General features: G+C 71.3%; 16 protein-coding genes. 4 read left to right on the top strand and 12 right to left on the bottom strand.

All coding sequences use genetic code 11. From position 1 onward, the window contains the following. The first annotated feature begins 1 nt into the window (after window position 1). The 3 genes from ACLF3M_RS07270 to ACLF3M_RS07260 are packed head-to-tail and all read left to right on the top strand — an operon-like array spanning window position 2 to window position 3,912. Window positions 2-1,168: an ABC transporter permease gene (locus ACLF3M_RS07270; protein ID WP_430656213.1), complete on the top strand. Its 1,167-nt coding sequence runs from the start codon at window positions 2-4 to the stop codon at window positions 1,166-1,168. Continuing rightward, a complete protein-coding gene (locus tag ACLF3M_RS07265; protein ID WP_430656212.1) occupies window positions 1,161-2,780 on the top strand; it encodes a formylglycine-generating enzyme family protein in 1,620 nt (539 codons plus the stop codon). Before ACLF3M_RS07270 ends, ACLF3M_RS07265 begins: the two co-directional genes overlap by 8 nt. 58 nt (window positions 2,781-2,838) lie before the next feature. Further along, window positions 2,839-3,912 (top strand): hypothetical protein, encoded by a 1,074-nt coding sequence (locus ACLF3M_RS07260; protein WP_430656211.1) that lies wholly within the window; start codon window positions 2,839-2,841, stop codon window positions 3,910-3,912. A gap of 4 nt (window positions 3,913-3,916) precedes the next feature. Here the strand turns inward: ACLF3M_RS07260 and ACLF3M_RS07255 are convergent, their stop codons facing one another. Then, on the bottom strand, window positions 3,917-4,375 hold the full coding sequence (locus ACLF3M_RS07255) for a hypothetical protein (protein WP_430656210.1): 459 nt from the start codon (window positions 4,373-4,375) through the stop codon (window positions 3,917-3,919). A 145-nt stretch (window positions 4,376-4,520) separates the two neighbouring features. Between ACLF3M_RS07255 and ACLF3M_RS07250 the strand changes: the two genes are divergently transcribed. After that, window positions 4,521-4,976, top strand: coding sequence for a hypothetical protein (locus ACLF3M_RS07250; protein ID WP_430656209.1), 456 nt, complete (start codon window positions 4,521-4,523; stop codon window positions 4,974-4,976). A gap of 1 nt (window position 4,977) precedes the next feature. On the opposite strand, the gene ACLF3M_RS07245 is transcribed toward ACLF3M_RS07250, so the two are convergent. The 11 genes from ACLF3M_RS07245 to ACLF3M_RS07195 are packed head-to-tail and all read right to left on the bottom strand — an operon-like array spanning window position 4,978 to window position 15,359. After that, a complete protein-coding gene (locus tag ACLF3M_RS07245; protein WP_430656208.1) occupies window positions 4,978-5,874 on the bottom strand; it encodes a polysaccharide deacetylase family protein in 897 nt (298 codons plus the stop codon). Then, window positions 5,871-6,641 (bottom strand): shikimate dehydrogenase family protein, encoded by a 771-nt coding sequence (locus ACLF3M_RS07240; protein ID WP_430656207.1) that lies wholly within the window; start codon window positions 6,639-6,641, stop codon window positions 5,871-5,873. The genes ACLF3M_RS07245 and ACLF3M_RS07240 overlap by 4 nt, the downstream gene beginning before the upstream one ends. A 22-nt stretch (window positions 6,642-6,663) precedes the next feature. Beyond that, complete coding sequence (locus tag ACLF3M_RS07235) at window positions 6,664-7,017, bottom strand: carboxypeptidase-like regulatory domain-containing protein (RefSeq protein WP_430656206.1); 354 nt, start codon at window positions 7,015-7,017, stop codon at window positions 6,664-6,666. An 11-nt stretch (window positions 7,018-7,028) separates the two neighbouring features. Then, the gene (locus tag ACLF3M_RS07230) at window positions 7,029-7,844 is read right to left on the bottom strand and encodes a carbohydrate ABC transporter permease (protein ID WP_430656205.1); all 816 of its coding nucleotides are present in this window, start codon (window positions 7,842-7,844) and stop codon (window positions 7,029-7,031) included. Further along, window positions 7,841-8,746: a carbohydrate ABC transporter permease gene (locus ACLF3M_RS07225; protein WP_430656204.1), complete on the bottom strand. Its 906-nt coding sequence runs from the start codon at window positions 8,744-8,746 to the stop codon at window positions 7,841-7,843. Before ACLF3M_RS07225 ends, ACLF3M_RS07230 begins: the two co-directional genes overlap by 4 nt. Beyond that, on the bottom strand, window positions 8,743-9,984 hold the full coding sequence (locus tag ACLF3M_RS07220) for an ABC transporter substrate-binding protein (protein ID WP_430656203.1): 1,242 nt from the start codon (window positions 9,982-9,984) through the stop codon (window positions 8,743-8,745). Before ACLF3M_RS07220 ends, ACLF3M_RS07225 begins: the two co-directional genes overlap by 4 nt. Before the next feature lie 39 nt (window positions 9,985-10,023). Then, the gene (locus ACLF3M_RS07215) at window positions 10,024-11,058 is read right to left on the bottom strand and encodes a Gfo/Idh/MocA family protein (RefSeq protein WP_430656202.1); all 1,035 of its coding nucleotides are present in this window, start codon (window positions 11,056-11,058) and stop codon (window positions 10,024-10,026) included. Continuing rightward, window positions 11,058-11,888, bottom strand: coding sequence for a hypothetical protein (locus ACLF3M_RS07210; protein WP_430656201.1), 831 nt, complete (start codon window positions 11,886-11,888; stop codon window positions 11,058-11,060). The genes ACLF3M_RS07215 and ACLF3M_RS07210 overlap by 1 nt, the downstream gene beginning before the upstream one ends. Then, the gene (locus tag ACLF3M_RS07205; RefSeq protein ID WP_430656200.1) at window positions 11,885-12,943 is read right to left on the bottom strand and encodes an ABC transporter ATP-binding protein; all 1,059 of its coding nucleotides are present in this window, start codon (window positions 12,941-12,943) and stop codon (window positions 11,885-11,887) included. Before ACLF3M_RS07205 ends, ACLF3M_RS07210 begins: the two co-directional genes overlap by 4 nt. Before the next feature lie 53 nt (window positions 12,944-12,996). Beyond that, window positions 12,997-14,541 carry a bifunctional 3-(3-hydroxy-phenyl)propionate/3-hydroxycinnamic acid hydroxylase gene (locus tag ACLF3M_RS07200; protein WP_430656199.1) on the bottom strand — a complete coding sequence of 515 codons (1,545 nt, stop codon included), beginning with the start codon at window positions 14,539-14,541 and terminating at the stop codon, window positions 12,997-12,999. Further along, complete coding sequence (locus ACLF3M_RS07195) at window positions 14,538-15,359, bottom strand: VOC family protein (RefSeq protein ID WP_430656198.1); 822 nt, start codon at window positions 15,357-15,359, stop codon at window positions 14,538-14,540. Before ACLF3M_RS07195 ends, ACLF3M_RS07200 begins: the two co-directional genes overlap by 4 nt. Window positions 15,360-15,434 lie beyond the last annotated feature (75 nt).

The raw sequence follows: 15,434 nt of genomic DNA, 5'->3' as shown, positions 1-15,434 counted from the left end.
GATGCGCGCGCTGCGCCTGGCGCTGGCGGATCTGCGGCGGGAGCCGGCCTTCACGCTCTGCTCGGTGCTGGCGCTCGCCGCGGTGATCGCGCCGCTGATCCTGCTCGCGGGGCTTCGCGCCGGCGTCGTCGCGGGGCTGAAGGAGGACCTGGCGTCCAGCCCGCGCGCGCGGGAGATCGCGAATGTGCAGAACCTCGCGCTGGACGAGGCCTGGTTCGCGCGCATCGCGGCGCGGCCGGAGGTCGGCTTCGTCGTGCCGCGCACGCGCCTCCTCGCCGCCACCGGCAGCCTGGAGGCCGCCGCGCGACCGGGCCGCGTCGCGACGGTGGAGGTGCTGCCGACCGCGCCGGGCGATCCGCTGCTGGCCGGCATCGCACAGCCCCGCGAAGGCCAGGTCGTGGTGACGGCGTCGGCCGCGCAGCGTCTCGGCCTGAACGCCGGCGACGCGCTGCGGCTGCGCGTCGTGCGCGTGATGGAAGGACGGCGGGAAGCGCTGAACCTCGACCTGGTCGCTGTCGCCATCGCGCCGCTCGGCGCCTTCGACCGGGACGCGGTCTTCGCCCCGCCCGCGCTCGGGCGGCGGATGCAGGACTTCCTCGACAACCGCGGGGAGGACGCGGCGCCGCGGCGCTCGGAAGGCTTCCGCCTTCATGCAAGGCGGCTCGAGGACGTCCCGGCGCTGGTCGCCGCACTGCAGGAACAGGGGATAGAGACGCGGTCGCGCGTGGAGGACGTGGCCGCGCTTCTCGCGCTGGACCGCAACCTGACCGCGGGCTTCGTCGTGATCGCGGCCGTCGGCGGGACGGGCTTCGTGCTCGGGCTGGGCGCCGCGCTCTGGGCGGCGGTGGCGCGCAAGCGGCGGACGCTGTCGCTGCTGCGGCTGATGGGGATGCGACGCGCGACGCTGGTCATGATCCCGGTCTGGCAGGGCATCGCCTATGCCGTGGCGGGCTCGGTGGTCGGCACCGCGCTCGCCGCCGGCGCGGCACGGCTGGTGAACCGGCTCTCGCTGCTCGGCGCGGCGGATGGGCGCGACCTCGCCCGCATCGGCCTGGACGAGTTCGCGGCGGCGACGATGCTGGCGGCCGGCGCGGCGGTGCTGGCATCGGGCGTCGCGGCGGCGCGGGCGGCGGGGGCCGATCCGGCGGAGGGGCTTCGGGATGAATGACGGTCGGCCGGCGAGCGGCGGCGCCCCCTCCCCAACCCTCCCCCGCAACAGCGGGGGAGGGAGAAGCGGCGCCGCCTTTCTGGCCGCCGCCCTGCTGCTTTGCCCCGCGACCACCCTCGGCCAGCCCGCGCAACAGCCCTGGCCGGCAATCGCCTGGAACCCCGCGCCGCTGCCGGACGACCTGATCCTGCCCATGCCCTGCGGCGGCTCCATGACCTTCCGCCGCGTCGACACGCCGGCGGGCGAGAGCGGCCTCGACGACCGCGCGGTGCTGCTGGGCTCGCCGGAGACCGAGACCGGCTATCTCGAGTACCTCCGCCGCACCTGGGTCGCCGGCCCCTTCGGCGGCGGTGCCGTGCCGCGCCACTTCTTCATGTCGAAATACGAGGTGACGCGCGCCCAGTTCGAAGCGCTGCGCGCCCCGCCCTGCCCGAACGCCGCCACGCCGGCCTCGCGCCAGCCTGCGGTGGAGGTCACCTGGCTCGATGCCGCGGATGCCGCGCAGCGCTATTCCACCTGGCTGCTGCGCAACGCCGCGCAGCGCCTGCCGCGGCGGGGCGATGCGCGGGCCTTCGTCCGCCTGCCGACCGAAGTCGAATGGGAATACGCCGCGCGCGGCGGCGCGGCCGTCAGCGAGGCCGATTTCCAGGCCCGCACCTTCCCCATGCCGGATGGCCCGGAAGCCTATGCCTGGTTCCAGGGCAGCCGCAGCGCGGCGGGGCGGATCTCCGCGATCGGGCTGAAGCGGCCCAATCCGCTGGGGCTGCACGACATGCTGGGCAACGCCGCGGAATGGGTGCTCGACCCGTTCCGGCTGAACCGCGTCGGCCGCCAGCACGGCCAGGCCGGCGGGCTCGTCGCGCGCGGCGGCGACTTCCGTACGACAACGGAGGCGCAGCTCCGCTCCTCCATGCGCATCGAGTACGCGCCCTATGACGACAACGGCGAGCCGACGCGGCTCGGCACCGTCGGCTTCCGCTTCGCCCTGGCCGGGCCGGCACAGGCCTCGCTGGCGGATACCGCCGCGCTGCGCCAGGCCTTCGAGGCGGAGACGCAGGCCCGCACCCAGAACCAGGACGACCCGGCCGCGCTGATCGCGGCGCTGCGGCGCGACCAGGCCGATCCCGTGACCCAGGCCGCGCTGGACCGCATCGGCGCGGCCTACGCGCGCGAGACGCGGGAGCGTACGGACCGCGCCCGGGTCGCCGCGCGGGCCCAGCTTCAGGCGGCGGCCGTGCTCTCGCGCTCCATCTTCATCGCCCAGCAGCGCGCGAGCGGGCTGCAGGGGATGATCGACAACCCCTCGGCCTTCGGCGCGACGGACCAGCAGGCCCGCAACTGGCGCCCCATGCTCGACGCCGTGCGGGCCGAGGTGGATGGCGGGGTGCGCGCCTATGCCGCCGTCGTCGCACAGCTCGCCCAGGCCGCCGATGTCGCCATCCCCGCCGAGGCCCAGGTCGTGCAGCAGGAGATCAGGGCGCAGAACGTACCGAACCTCGCGCCGCATGTGGCCCTCGTCGCGCGGCATGCGGAGGCGGCGAGGCGCGGCGCCATGCCCTCCGCCGCGACGCTGCGCACCGACATCCTCGGCGCCGCGGCCTCGCCACGATGATGCGGCATAGGCCGGGCGTTGGACGCGGACGGGCCGCCCCGCCTATCCTGCGCTCCCGATGCCAGAGACACGCTTGCCCCGTTACGCCGCCTGGGCCTGGCTGCTGATCGCGCCGTCCGCCCTGCTGCCCTGGGCGGCGCAGGCGCAGCGCTTCGATGGGCCGGTCGCGGGGACGCTGGACTGCCCGGCGCGCAGCATCTTCGAAAGCGGCAGCACCCAGGTCCGCGGCAATGTCCGCGGCGGGCAGATGACCGTCGGCCTCGGGCCCCTGACCGTCAGCGGGCGCATCGTCGAACTCGGTCCGCAGCCCGCGGTGCGGCTGGAAGGCAGCGGCGGCGGCGGGTCGGCATCCTTCGACGGGCTGGTGATCGGCGCGAACCAGGTGCATGCCCGCGGCATCGTCAATGAGCAGCCCTGCAACCTGAACCTCACGCTGACCGTGGCGGCGGCGCCGCCCGGCCGCCAGGCCGCAGCGCTGCAGCAGGTGCGCGGCCTGCCCAGCCTGGACGGGCCGTGGTCGGGGACCGTGACCTGCCCGCTGCGCGACCTCTCGGGCGACGACCGGATCACGGCGCGCGGCAGCATGGTGGACAATGTGCTGACCGTGGATTTCGCGAGCGTGCGCGTGCAGGGCCGGGTGGCGGGCGTCTCGCCGCGGCCGGGGCTCCGGCTTGAAGGCAGCGGCGCGCGCGGCGTCGGCGCGGGCTTCGACGCGACGATGGTCACGCCGAACCGCATCGAGGCGCGCGGCGTGGTCGGCAACCAGCCCTGCACGGTCAGCCTGACCCGCACCCTGCCGGCCGCGCCGCTGCCGACGGTCCAGGCGCCGCAGGCGCCGCCGGCCTCCGCGCTGCCGGCCAAGCCGGCACCGACCAATCAGGCCGCTCCCGCGCCGAGCCCGCCCGTCGCCAGCCAGGTCGACAAGCCCGCGCCGAGCAACGCGCCGCCCGCGAATGCGGCGCGCGAGCCCCCGATCGCGACCATCACGCCGCGGCAGCCGCCGGCACCGTCCGCCGCCACGCCACCGCCCGTGGTGCCCCCTGCCTCGGCGCCCGCGCCGCGCGCGCCGTCCGGCGCGGCGGACCAGTTGGCCTGCGCGCTGGCCGGGACCTGCGCGACGCCGCCACGCTGACGACTCACCAGCGGGAAGCGACGGTGATCTCGACCTTCGCGGGATCGGAATAGAGGTCGCCGGCGTCGCGGCGCAGCCGGATGCGCGCCTGTTCGGTCTGCCAGCTGCTCATCACGCCGCGTGCGACCGGAAGCGGGCCGTTCGAGGCGGCGCCGGGCAGGCAGCGCGCGACGCGCTCCGCATAGCCGTGGAAATGGCTCTCGAGCGCGGCCGTCTCGCGACGCGTGGGATCGGCATAGACGACGACGATCAGGGCAGCGCGCGCGGGACCGTCCTGGTCCTCCAGCACGCCGCGGCGCTGCTCGATCGTGCCGGGGATGAGGTGCTCGTTCAGCGGGACTTCCAGGAAGCCGTTGGCGGCAAGCTGGATGGCGCGCTGCAGGCCCGCGCAGAAGGCGTCGCCGGATTGCGCGGCCGCGGGCAGCGGGAGGAGCAGGCATCCCAGGAGGAGAAGGCGGCGCACGGCGTTGTCCTGTCGTAGGGGTCGGCGGCAACCTGCCCCTGGACCTCCCGGGGATCAATAGCGCCGATGCCGCTGGACAGCCGCGGAGGGGGGGCGAAAGCTGCGGCCGCTGCCTGCGGAGTCGGGCGACGGCGAAGGGGGTTCGATGACGAGATGGGAGATCGGCTCCTGGGGCAGCGACTGGTCGTTCGGCCTGACGCTGACCGTGCTGACGCTGCTCCTCCACATCCTCGGCCTCGGCCTTCTGCACCGCGTCTTCGAGCGGCTGCTGGCGCTGTTCGACCACCGCATGAAGCGTTCGCTGTCCCGGATCGTGGCGATCGTCGGGCCGATCGTCGCCCTGATCTTCGGCCTGCACGCCGGCGAGGCGCTGGTTTGGGCGATCGCCTATGTGCTGATCGGCGCGGTGCCGGACCTGCACACCGCATCGCTCTACTCGCTGGGCGCGATGTCCACCTACGGGCATGCCGCGATCTACCTGGCGCCGGAATGGCAGCTGCTGGGGGCGATCCAGGCGCTGAACGGCATGATCACCTTCGGGCTCACGGTGGCCTTCATGGCGGCGGTGCTGCGGCGGGTGTCGTCGGTCGTGCCGTTCTAGTCTAGGCCCGGTGCAGGTCGCGGAGCGCGCGCATGCCGAGGCGCCGCACGCCCGCCGCGGCGATCGCGGCATCGCAATGGCCGTTGCCGAACAGGCGCAGTTCGTCGGTCCGCCAATGCGGCTTCGCGCGGGGATGGTCGCGCTGGATGTCGGCAATGTCCTCGGCGCCGTTGGGATGCAGCGCGACATAGGTCAGACCTGGTGAGCGGGGCGTGACGAGGGCGGCATAGGCGGCCTCCGACTCTTCGCTCGGGACGCCGGGCGTCATGGCAAAGCGGTCGATGACGGGCAGCCCGGCAGCGTCGAGCTCCGCGACGGCTTCGGCATGGGGGCCGGGGTCCACCTGGCCCAGGCGGAGCACGCCGAGATAGGATTGCAGATCGCGTGGTAGCAGCAGCGGCAGGCGATGCTCGCGCGCGATGCGGATCGTCGCCTGCAGGAGTTCGGGCACCAGCGCGGCGCCCATATGGGTGTCGAGATGCGTGACGTCGATGCCGGCGGCGAGCGCACGGTCGAGCTGGGCGCGCATCTCCTCCTCGGCCGCGATCGGGTCCAAAGCGGCGCGCAGCAGCAGGCAATCGCGATGAAAATAGCCGTTGGCGTCGAGCAGGCCGGAGGTCTTGCTGCGCACCGCCACGGGACCCCAGCGGTAGCCGTACCATTCGCTGGTCAGCGTGAGATGGACGCCGAGGTCGAGCGAGGGATCGGCCGCGGCCTCATGCGCGATCTCCGGGAACCAGGGGCACGGCACCATGGCGCTGCCGCAGTCGAGCCGGCCGGCGCGGGCGAGTTCCAGGAAGGCGCGGTTGGCGCCGCGGCACATCCCGACGTCGTCGGCATGGAGGATGACGACGCGCGCGTCGTCGGGCAGGCCCAGCAGCCGGAGCGTGGCGGTCATCGTGGATCCAGCATCCAGCGCAGCACCAGCGGGATCTGCGCGGCCATCATGGAATAGCCGTGGTCGCAGACCGCGCCGCGGAGGCGGGCAGCGACGAGCAGCGGCGTGTCCGCGCGGTTGACGACGTCGTAGACGAAGCCCGGGATCAGCGCGGCATCGCAGGGCATGCGGTCGTCATGGCCCATCCCGACGGCGCTGCAATTGACCAGCACCTCGGCGGGGCCGAGGCCGATCGTCACGCCAAGGGCCGGGAAAGCGGCGGCGACCGCGGCGACGAGATCGGCGGCGCGGGGCTCGTCGGGATCGTGGATGACGAGGCTGGCCGGCGTCTCGGCCGCAATCGCCATGGCAACCGCGCGCCCTGCCCCGCCGGCGCCGAGCAACTGCACGCGGCGGCCCTCGAGCGGGATGCCGGCGGCGCGCGCGGCGATCAGGAAGCCGGCGCCGTCCACGCCGGAGGCTTCCCACCCTCCCTGCCCGTCGGGGCGCAGGAGGTTGGCGCTGCCGCTGCGCCGCGTCGCCTCGTCGCCGCGGCCGATGCGGGCGGCGTCCTGCTTGTGCGGGATGGTGCAGACGACGCCGGCGAGGTTGTTCAGGTGGCGCAGGCCGTCGAGGAACTCGGCTAGCCTGCCGGCGGGCACATGCGCGGGGAGGTAGGCCGCGTCATGGCCGCCGGCGGCGATGGCGTCCGCGTATTCCGCGTAGCCCTTGGTGTGGCCGATCGGATCGCCGGCAAGGAAGATCAGGCGCGTGCGCGGTCCGGTCATCGCGATCTGTCCTCCCCGCGCGTCACCGCGCCACCACCAGGGGCCGGGGCAGGTCGGCGTCCTGCGCGCGGAACAGCAGCCGGAGCGTGACACGGTCGGATTTCGCTCCGTTGGCCTCGGCCTGGAGCTGCACGGAGTGGCTGCCGTTTCCGCCGAAGCGGAAGGCGCCGGCGGCGTCGGTGGTGGCCGTCTGCTTTTCCGTGTTCACGACGAAGGCGCGCTCGAAGAGCTGGACGGTGGCGCCGGCGACGGGACGGCCGGCTGCGTCCACCACGCGGCCGCGCACCTCGCCGGTCGCGTTCGCCGCGACGTAGAGATTCCAGCCGATGACGACCGTCGCGATCGCCGCCGGCACGATGAACCAGCGCGAGCGCATCCAGGACGGGATCATCCCTTCGTCGCCCCATGCGTCAGCCCGCGGATGAAGGCGGATTGCGCCATCAGGAAGACCAGCAGGCCCGGCGCGAGCACCATGCAGACGAAGGCATAGAGCGCGCCGGTCGTGTCCTCCATGTAGGACAGGAAGCGCGCCAGGCCGAGCGGCAGCGTCTGCATGTTCGCGTCGCGCGTGATGATCAGCGGCCACATGAAGCTGTTCCAGGACCAGATAAAGGCGAGGATGACGTTGGTCGCGATGGCGGGCTTCGAGAGCGGCAGCAGCACATGGGCGATGATGCGCCATTCCGAGAGGCCATCCATCCGCGCGGCTTCGACCAGGCTGCGCGGCACGGCCTCGAACGCGGCCTTGTAGATGAAGATGCAGACGATGGTGGAGAGCAGCGGCAGCGCCAGGCCGAGATAGCTGTTCAGCGCGCCGATCCGCGCCGTGATGAGGTAGGCCGGGATGATGGTGGCCTGGAACGGGATCAGCATGCAGGACAGCAGCAGCAGCACGACGAGCTTCTTGCCCGCGAAATTCTGCGTCAGCGCATAGGCCGCCATGGCGTTCAGCACGACGTTGCCGACGACCGCGAGCAGCGAGACGATGATGCTGTTCAGCAGGTAGCGCGGGAAGGGAATGAGGTACCAGACATCGACGAAATTGTAGGGATGCGGGTCTCGCGGCAGGAGGCTCGGCGGGTACGCGTATATGTTCTCGTTGGTGATGGCGGTTTTCAGCACCCAGTAGAACGGCAGCAGCATCAGCACGGAGACCACGACCAGCGTGGCGTGGCGCGCCCAGGGAAAGCCGCGGCGCATCATTCCTTCTCCACCGCGCCGGCATTGCCGCCGGACAGGCGGTTCGCCAGGAAGGTCAGCACCAGCAGCAGCAGGAACTGCACGACGGTGACGGCGGCGGCGTAGTCGAACTTCGTCTGCCCGAAGCCGAGCTTGTAGATATAGGTGATCAGCAGCTCCGTCGCATGGCCCGGGCCGCCGTTCGTCATGACATAGACCAGGTCGAAGCTGGTGAAGCTGTTGAGCAGCCCGATGACCGCGCAGAGGAACAGCGAGGGCCGCAGCATCGGCAGGGTGATGTGCAGGAACACCGCGTGGCGCGGCACGCCGTCTACCTGCGCGGCCTCATACAGGTGGCGCGGAATCTGCTGGAGGCCCGTCAGCAAGATGATCATGTAGAAGCCCAAGACCTGCCAGATGTCGGTCAGGATGACGCTGGGCATTGCCAGGTCGAATGACTGCAGGAAGCCCAGGGGCCTGTCGATGATGCCGAGGCTGCGCAGCGCCCAGTTGATGAAGCCGCCGCGCTCGTCATACATCCAGCGCCAGATGATGCCGACAGCGACCGTCATCAGGGGGTAGGAGAGGAAGACGATGGTGCGGTAGACGCTCGCGCCCTTCAGGTCGGAGTTCACCAGCAGCGCGATGCATAGCGCGAGGACGATCGCGATCGGCGCGGCGCCGATCCAGATCAGCGTGTTGAACAGCGCTTCCCAGAAGATGTCGTCGTAGAACAGCATCTCCTCGTAATGCTCGAGCCCGACCCAGCGCGCGGGGCGCATGGGCGACCAGGACTGAAAGGACAGCACGACGTTCCAGCCCAGCGGCAGGACACGGTAGAGGATGAAGATCAGCAGCGAGGGGAGCAGGAAGCAGAAGACCAGCGCAGCCTGGCGCGTCCGCTTCCTGCCCCACCAGCCGCTCACGCCCGGCCGAGCTCCCGCGCGACGCGGCGATCCGCATCCGCCAGCGCCTGACGTGCCGTCTTGCGGCCGAGCAGCGCATTCTGCAGCTCCGGCCAGAAGGCATCCTTGACGCGCGCGTCCTGCGGGATCGGCCAGTTGCCGACCATCTTGTCCGTATGCTCCAGCTGGGTCTGCAGCACGCTGTGCACCAGCGGATCCTCGGTGCGGAGCTGCGCGAGCAGCGCCTGGTCCACCGCGGTGTTGCCGGTGAGGATGCGGCGCTCCCGCGCGAACATCCCGGCCATCTCGTCCGAGGTGATGTGCTTCAGGAAGGCCCAGGCGAGATCCGGGTTGCGCGACCCCTTGGAGATGCCGAGGCCGTGGCTGTTCGGCGTGGAGTAGTAGCCCGGCATCTGCGCGACGCCGAGCGTGTCGGCATTCACCCAGTTGCCCTGGCCGCGGATGAAGAAATAGGCGGGGCTGTGGGCGTGCAGCATGCCGACATTGCCGGCGGCGAAGGCACCGTTCGGCTCCACCCAGCGGCCGGTCCAGGAGATCTTGTTGATCGCGCCAGTGTCGCTGGCGCGGGCCAGCTTCTCCACGACCTCGATCGCCTTCGGCGTATTGAAAGCGGTGCGGCGCAGGTCGGGGGTCAGGAGCTGCACGTCGTTCATGGCGAAGAGCGGCCAGTACAGCCAGTCGAAGTTCAGCGTGAGGAAGCCCGTCGCGTCGCCCTGCGCCATCTTGCCGGCGTGGGCCAGGATCTCGTCGAAGCTCTGCGGCGGCCCCGAGAGGCCGGCGCGCTGGAACATGGTGCGGTTGTAGAAGAGCAGCGTCTTGGTGATGTAGAAGGGCAGCATCCAATTCCTGCCCTCCAGCGTCCAGTTCGAGAGGTAGTTGGCGTTGAACCGGTTGCGTATGTCGGCATCGGCCTGGATGCGCTGCGTCACGTCCAGCAGCGCGCCGGAGGCCGCGTATTCCAGCCAGAGTGCGCCTTGCGTGTTGATGACGTCCGGCGGCGTGCCGGCGGCGAGCTGCGTCTGGTAGAAGGGCGGCAGTTCCGGCCCCTTCTTGTCGATCCACTCGACCTCGGCGCCGGGATTGGCGCGCTGGAAGCTCTCGATCCAGCGGCGGATCAGCGGTTCCTGGTCCACGATGTTCCAGGTGAGGAAGCTGATGGACCGCCTGGCCTGGGCGACGGCGGGTGCGGCCAGCGCCGAAAGAGCAGTGGCCTGCAGAAGCGTGCGACGTGACAGCATGACCGTTCCTCCTGTTGCGTTCGTGTCGTTGGCGTCAACCTAGGGCGTACCGCCCCCTTCGTTCCACGGGATTTCGCGCCCTTCGCGGGCCGAGCGTTCGGCCATCAGGCAGCAGCGCACGGCATCGCGACCGGCCTCGGGCGGCACCAGCGCCTGGCCGGCCCGAAAACCCTGGATCGCCTGCTCGGCCTGGGTGACGAGTTCATAGACCTCGCCGGTTTCCGTGATCGGAATGGCTTCCGCCATCTCGCCGGGTTGGGCGCGCCCGCGGAACAGGTGCAGCGAGGCGTTGGGCGCGAAGCTGCGGTCCATGGCGGCCGACCAGAGCGACCGGATCGCCCCGTTGTCACCCATGACGTGCAGCGCGACGTGATGCTCGAAGCCGCCGACGATCGTGTTGACGCTCGCGAAGGCGCCATTGGCGAAGCGCAGTGTGACCGCCAGCGCGCGGGGCATGGCGGGATCTCCCTCCGCGACCGCGCGCAGCGCGACGGGCGGGCCCCAGGCCGCGCCGTACCACAGCAGGAGGTCGAAGAAGTGCACGGGCTCCTCGAGGATCCAGGAGCCCACGCGGCCGAGATCGTAGCGCCAGCCGCCGGAGCCCGTGCGGTAGGGAAAGCGGAACAGCGACAGGCTGGCATGCCGCGGCGCGCCGATCGCGCCTTCCGTGATCAGCGACTTGATGCGGCCCCATTGGGTGGAGACCCGAAGCTCATGCCCGATCGTCAGCACGCGGCCGGCGTCACGCGCCGCGGCGATCAGCGCGTCGCAATCCGTCGCGGTCAGCGCCATCGGCTTTTCCAGCAGCACATGCTTGCCGGCCTTCAGCGCGGCGAGCGCGATGGCGGCGTGCGTGGCGTTCGGCGATGCGACGACCACGGCCTCGATGGACGGATCGGCCAGGACCGGCCCGAGGTCGCGGTGCACCGGCACGCCCGGACGTTCGACCGAGGCGGCCGCCGCGCCCGTCTCGCCATGCGCCACGATGGCGGCAAGCTCTGCCGAAGGCGCGGCGTCAAGCGCGCGGGCGTGGTGCCGGCCCCAGGCGCCATAGCCGATCAGCGCGACGCGCATCATGCGAGCGTGGCCCCGGGCATACGCGTGACCTCCTCGGTGACGGTGATGGAGCAGTCGGGGTGGCGCTGCGCGTAGCTCGCGGGCACGTCCGGCGTGACGGGGCCGTGCAGCAGCTTGCGCAGGACCGCGGTCTGCCAGGGGCGGTTCATGAAGAGCCGCAGCTTCCCCGCCGACAGGATCTCCTTCATGCCGATGGTCACGGCATGCGTCGGGATCAGGTCGATGGCGCCGCGCGTCGCGGTGACGGCGTTGATCGTGCGCGTCTCCCGGTTCAGCGCCTGTACGCGCGTCGGCCGCTGCGCGAACTCGTCCACTGACACGATCTCGCCGGGCTCCGGCGGTTCGTTGAACGCCAGGTGACCCCGGATGCCGACACCACCGAAGGCCACATCCACGCCGTGGCGCGAAACCAGCAACGGAACCTCATCCAGCCTGCGCGGATCGGGGAAGACGATGCGAGGCGCGGCGCCGTCCGGCATCTTCGCCGTCATGTGACGGCGCATATGGCCGCGGAAGGACAGGGGGTCGTCCTCCGCGATCCAGTCGCCGGCGGGCGTCAGGTATTCGTCCATGCCGATCATCAACAGGTCGGACAGCGAGTGGCCGCGCGCATGGCACAGATCAGCCAGGACGTCGTACTGCCCGACGGGGCCGACCGGGACGATGAAGACCACCGTCCCTCGCCCGGCAGCCTTGGCTGCAAGATATTCCGCCAGCAGCGTCTCCGCGAAGGCGGCAGTCAGCGCCTGCGCGTCGGGGACGACCGCGAGGCGGATGCGGGTGCCCGCTACGAGCTTCTCGGCAGGGATTCGGGGCGGATCAGTCACAGCCGCGCCCCTTCGGTGGAGAAGAGGTGGATGTCTTCGGCTTCCAGCGCCAGGCGCACCGGCTCGCCAGCCCGACGCACGCTGCGCGCGGGTACGCGGGCATGCAGGTCCGATCCCGCGAGATCGAGCGTCACCAGCGTCTCGCTGCCCAGCGGCTCCACCACCGCCGCGGGGCCTTCGATCGCGGCGGGCGCCGCGCTGCCGGGCGGCAGCCAGATCAGGCGTTCGGGGCGGATGCCGATGGTTGCAGGTCCGTCCGGCGCCGCGCGATCGAGCGCCAAGGTCGTGCCGTCCGGCAGCAGCGCACGGCCGGATTCGACGCGGCCGGACAGCAGGTTCATCGCCGGCGCGCCCATGAACGCCGCGACGAAGGTGGTGGCAGGGCGGTCGTAGATCTCCTCCGGCGTGCCGAGCTGCTGCACCAGGCCGCCCTTCATCACGACGATCCGGTCGGCAAGCGTCATCGCCTCCACCTGGTCGTGCGTGACATAGATCGTCGTCGCGCGCAGCCGGTCGCGCAGGCGCTTGATCTCGGTCCGCATCTGCACCCGCAGCTTGGCGTCCAGGTTCGACAGCGGCTCGTCGAAGAGGAAGACCTTGGGGTCGCGCACGATGGCACGACCCATGGCCACGCGCTGGCGTTGCCCGCCCGAGAGCTCCCGCGGGCGGCGGTCCAGCAGGTGCGCGATGTCCAGGACCTGCGCGGCCTGCTGGACGCGCCGCGCGATCTCGCCCTTCGCCACGCCGCGCCAGCGCAGCGAAAAGCCCATGTTTTCGGCCACTGACATGTGGGGGTAGAGCGCGTAGTCCTGAAAGACCATGGCGACGTCGCGATCCTTGGGATCGCGTTCGTTCACCACCGCGCCGTCGACAACGATCTGGCCGTCGGAGGCTTCCTCCAGCCCCGCGACCATCCGCAGGATCGTGGACTTGCCGCAGCCCGAGGGGCCGACGAGGACCACGAATTCGCCATCCGCGATGGCGAGGTCCACGCCATGCACGACCTGCACGTCGCCGAATGTCTTGCGGACTCCGCGGAGCTCGACCGTGGCCACGCTGCTTCCTTCCCCGTGCGCGATGCTAGGCACGGCGCAGACGCGGCGGCAAGTCAGCCGTCGAGCATCGCTTCCAGTTGCGACAGCACGGGGTCCGCGCCGGAAAAGGGAAGTGCCGCGGCAACGTAGTGGTCGGGGCGCAGCAGAAGGGCCTCCGCGTCATGGTCGGCCAGCGGGTCCTCCGCGCTGTCCAGCGCGACGGCGCCGTCGCGGGACGCGCTGCCGCGCGGCAGGATGGCAAGCCGCGCCACGCGGAGCCGGTCCAGCAGCGCATGGCGCAGCGCGGAGAGCCCCGCGGGATCGCGCGCGACCAGCGCGAAGCCGTTGCCCAGCACCTCGTCGAGCAGCCGCGGCCCCTGCCCCGTCAGTACGCGCGGCTGCGGGAACAGGCGCCCGACCCGCGTGCGCCGCGCGCCGCGGCGGTCGGACACCAGGAAGCCGTGTTCGAAGCGCGGCTTCGGCTTGTACTTCATCTGCGCGACATAGTCCCGCGCCGGCGGCCAGACGTTCAGCGCGCGGAATGCCGCGCGGGTCAGCACGCCATGCAACGCCGAAGGCGGCGCCATGATGCGGCCCATGCGCAGCGCCAGTTTGATCATCTGCCACATGTGGTCGCGGCGCTCGGCATCGTAGCTGTCGAGCAGCGCCGGGCCGGCGCGCCCGTCCAGCACCGCAGAGAGCTTCCAGGCCAGGTTCTGCGCGTCGCGCAAGCCGCTGTTCATCCCCTGCCCCGCGAAGGGCGGCGTGAGATGCGCGGCGTCGCCGGCGAGGAAGATGCGGCGCCCGACGCACCAGCGCGGGGCGACGCGGGCATGGAAGCGATAGACGACGGTGCGGCGGATCGTGGCGTCGGGATCGGCCTCATGCTCGCGCAGGAGGCGCGCGATCACGGCGGGCTCCAGCATCTGCGCATCGCTCTCTCCCGGCAGCAGCTTGAATTCGTAGCGGCGCGTGCGGTCCGGTCCGGGCAGCGTGATGCAGGGGCGGCGGATGTCGCAGAAGACCCTGGTGTGCTTCGTCGTGTTCGCGCTGTTCTCGAGATCCACGATCAGCCAGCGCTCGTCGAAGCTGGTGCCGGAGAGCTGGATGCCAAGGCTGGCGCGCACCGTGGACGACGCACCATCGCAGCCCACGACGAAATCACAGACGATGCGCTGGCGACCCATGGGGCCGGCCATCGTCGCCTCCACGCCGTCGGGAAAGGCCTGAAAACTCTCGAGCTGCCAGCCGAAGCGGGTCTCGACATGCGGGAAGCGGGCCAGGCCGTCCGAAAGCTGCGCCTCCAGCCGCGGCTGGCGGAAGGCGTTGCGGCGGGGATAGCCATAGGGCGTGCCGGTCGGCTCCACCGTCGCGAAGCGGCTCCCGTCCGGGCCGTGGTAGTGCGATCCGTAGCCCGGCACGACATGCTTCAGCACCTGCTCCACCAGGCCGGCGGCCTGCAGCGTGCGCAGCGCCTCGTCGTCGATGGAGACGGCGCGCGGTTCCTGCACGGTGGTGCTGTTGCGCTCCACCAGCAGCGTGCGGACGCCCATGACGCCGAGCAGGTTGGCCAGCGTCAGCCCCGTGGGGCCGGCGCCGACGACAAGGACCTGCGTCACGACCGCATGATGGCCTGGCCCCAGGAATTCAGGGTGTGGGGCTCGTGCGGCCAGTCCTTCGCCGGACGGTCGTGGATGATCTCGAGCTCGGCCGAGATCTCGATCCAATTGCCGTCGGGATCGGCGATGAAGGCGAAGAGGTTGTTGCCGGGGCCGTGCCGCCCCGGCCCCCAGATCAGCGGGATGCGGCGCGCGCCGAAACGGTCGCACCAGTCCCGGATCGTTATCCAGTCGCCGGCTTCGTAGCTGTGGTGGTCGATGCCGGTGCGGTCGGCCAGGAACGCGGCGATGGTGTGGTGTTCGTGGTTCGACGTGGTGAAGCAGGTCCGCATTGTGCCCGCGGTGTCGATGACGCGATCGCTGACAAAGAAGCCCAGCCTGCGGGCGTAGAAGTCATGGAAAGCGTCGAGGTCCCGGGTGGCGAAGGTCAGGTGCTGGATCGGGCCGTTCAGGCGGCGCGCGCCGTCCGAGGGATCGCCGCTATGCAGGCCGAAGACGATGCGGTTGCCGTCGGCGTCGCGCACGCAGAACGCATCGGACAGGAGCGGGCTGGGCGAGGGCTCGATCGGAATGCCGCCGGCTTCGGCCCTTGCGCGCAGCGCGGCCAGGTCGCCAGCATCGCGGCAGGCCAGGCCGGCGAAGCCGAGCGTCTTCGCAGGCCCCGCGGCAACCAGAATGCGGCGGCGTGCGCCGGTGCAGAGAAAGACGTCGCCGCGCCTGCTCACCGCCATGTCTATCGCGTCGCCGTAGAAGGCGGCGAGCCTTTCCGGGTCGGGGCTGAGCAGCTGCAGGTGGTGCAGATAGGCGCTGACGGACATGGCGCGGTGCCTCCCCCCATCCTCGCTAGCGCCCTGGACGGGGGCGGTCAAACCGGACGCGAAGACATCGGCGCA

This window comes from Falsiroseomonas sp. HW251 (genome assembly GCF_050563545.1).
Classification (GTDB): Bacteria; Pseudomonadota; Alphaproteobacteria; order Acetobacterales; family Acetobacteraceae; genus Falsiroseomonas.
Note: the sequence above shows the minus strand (reverse complement) of the source record. Positions and strands in the feature narration are given on the sequence as shown.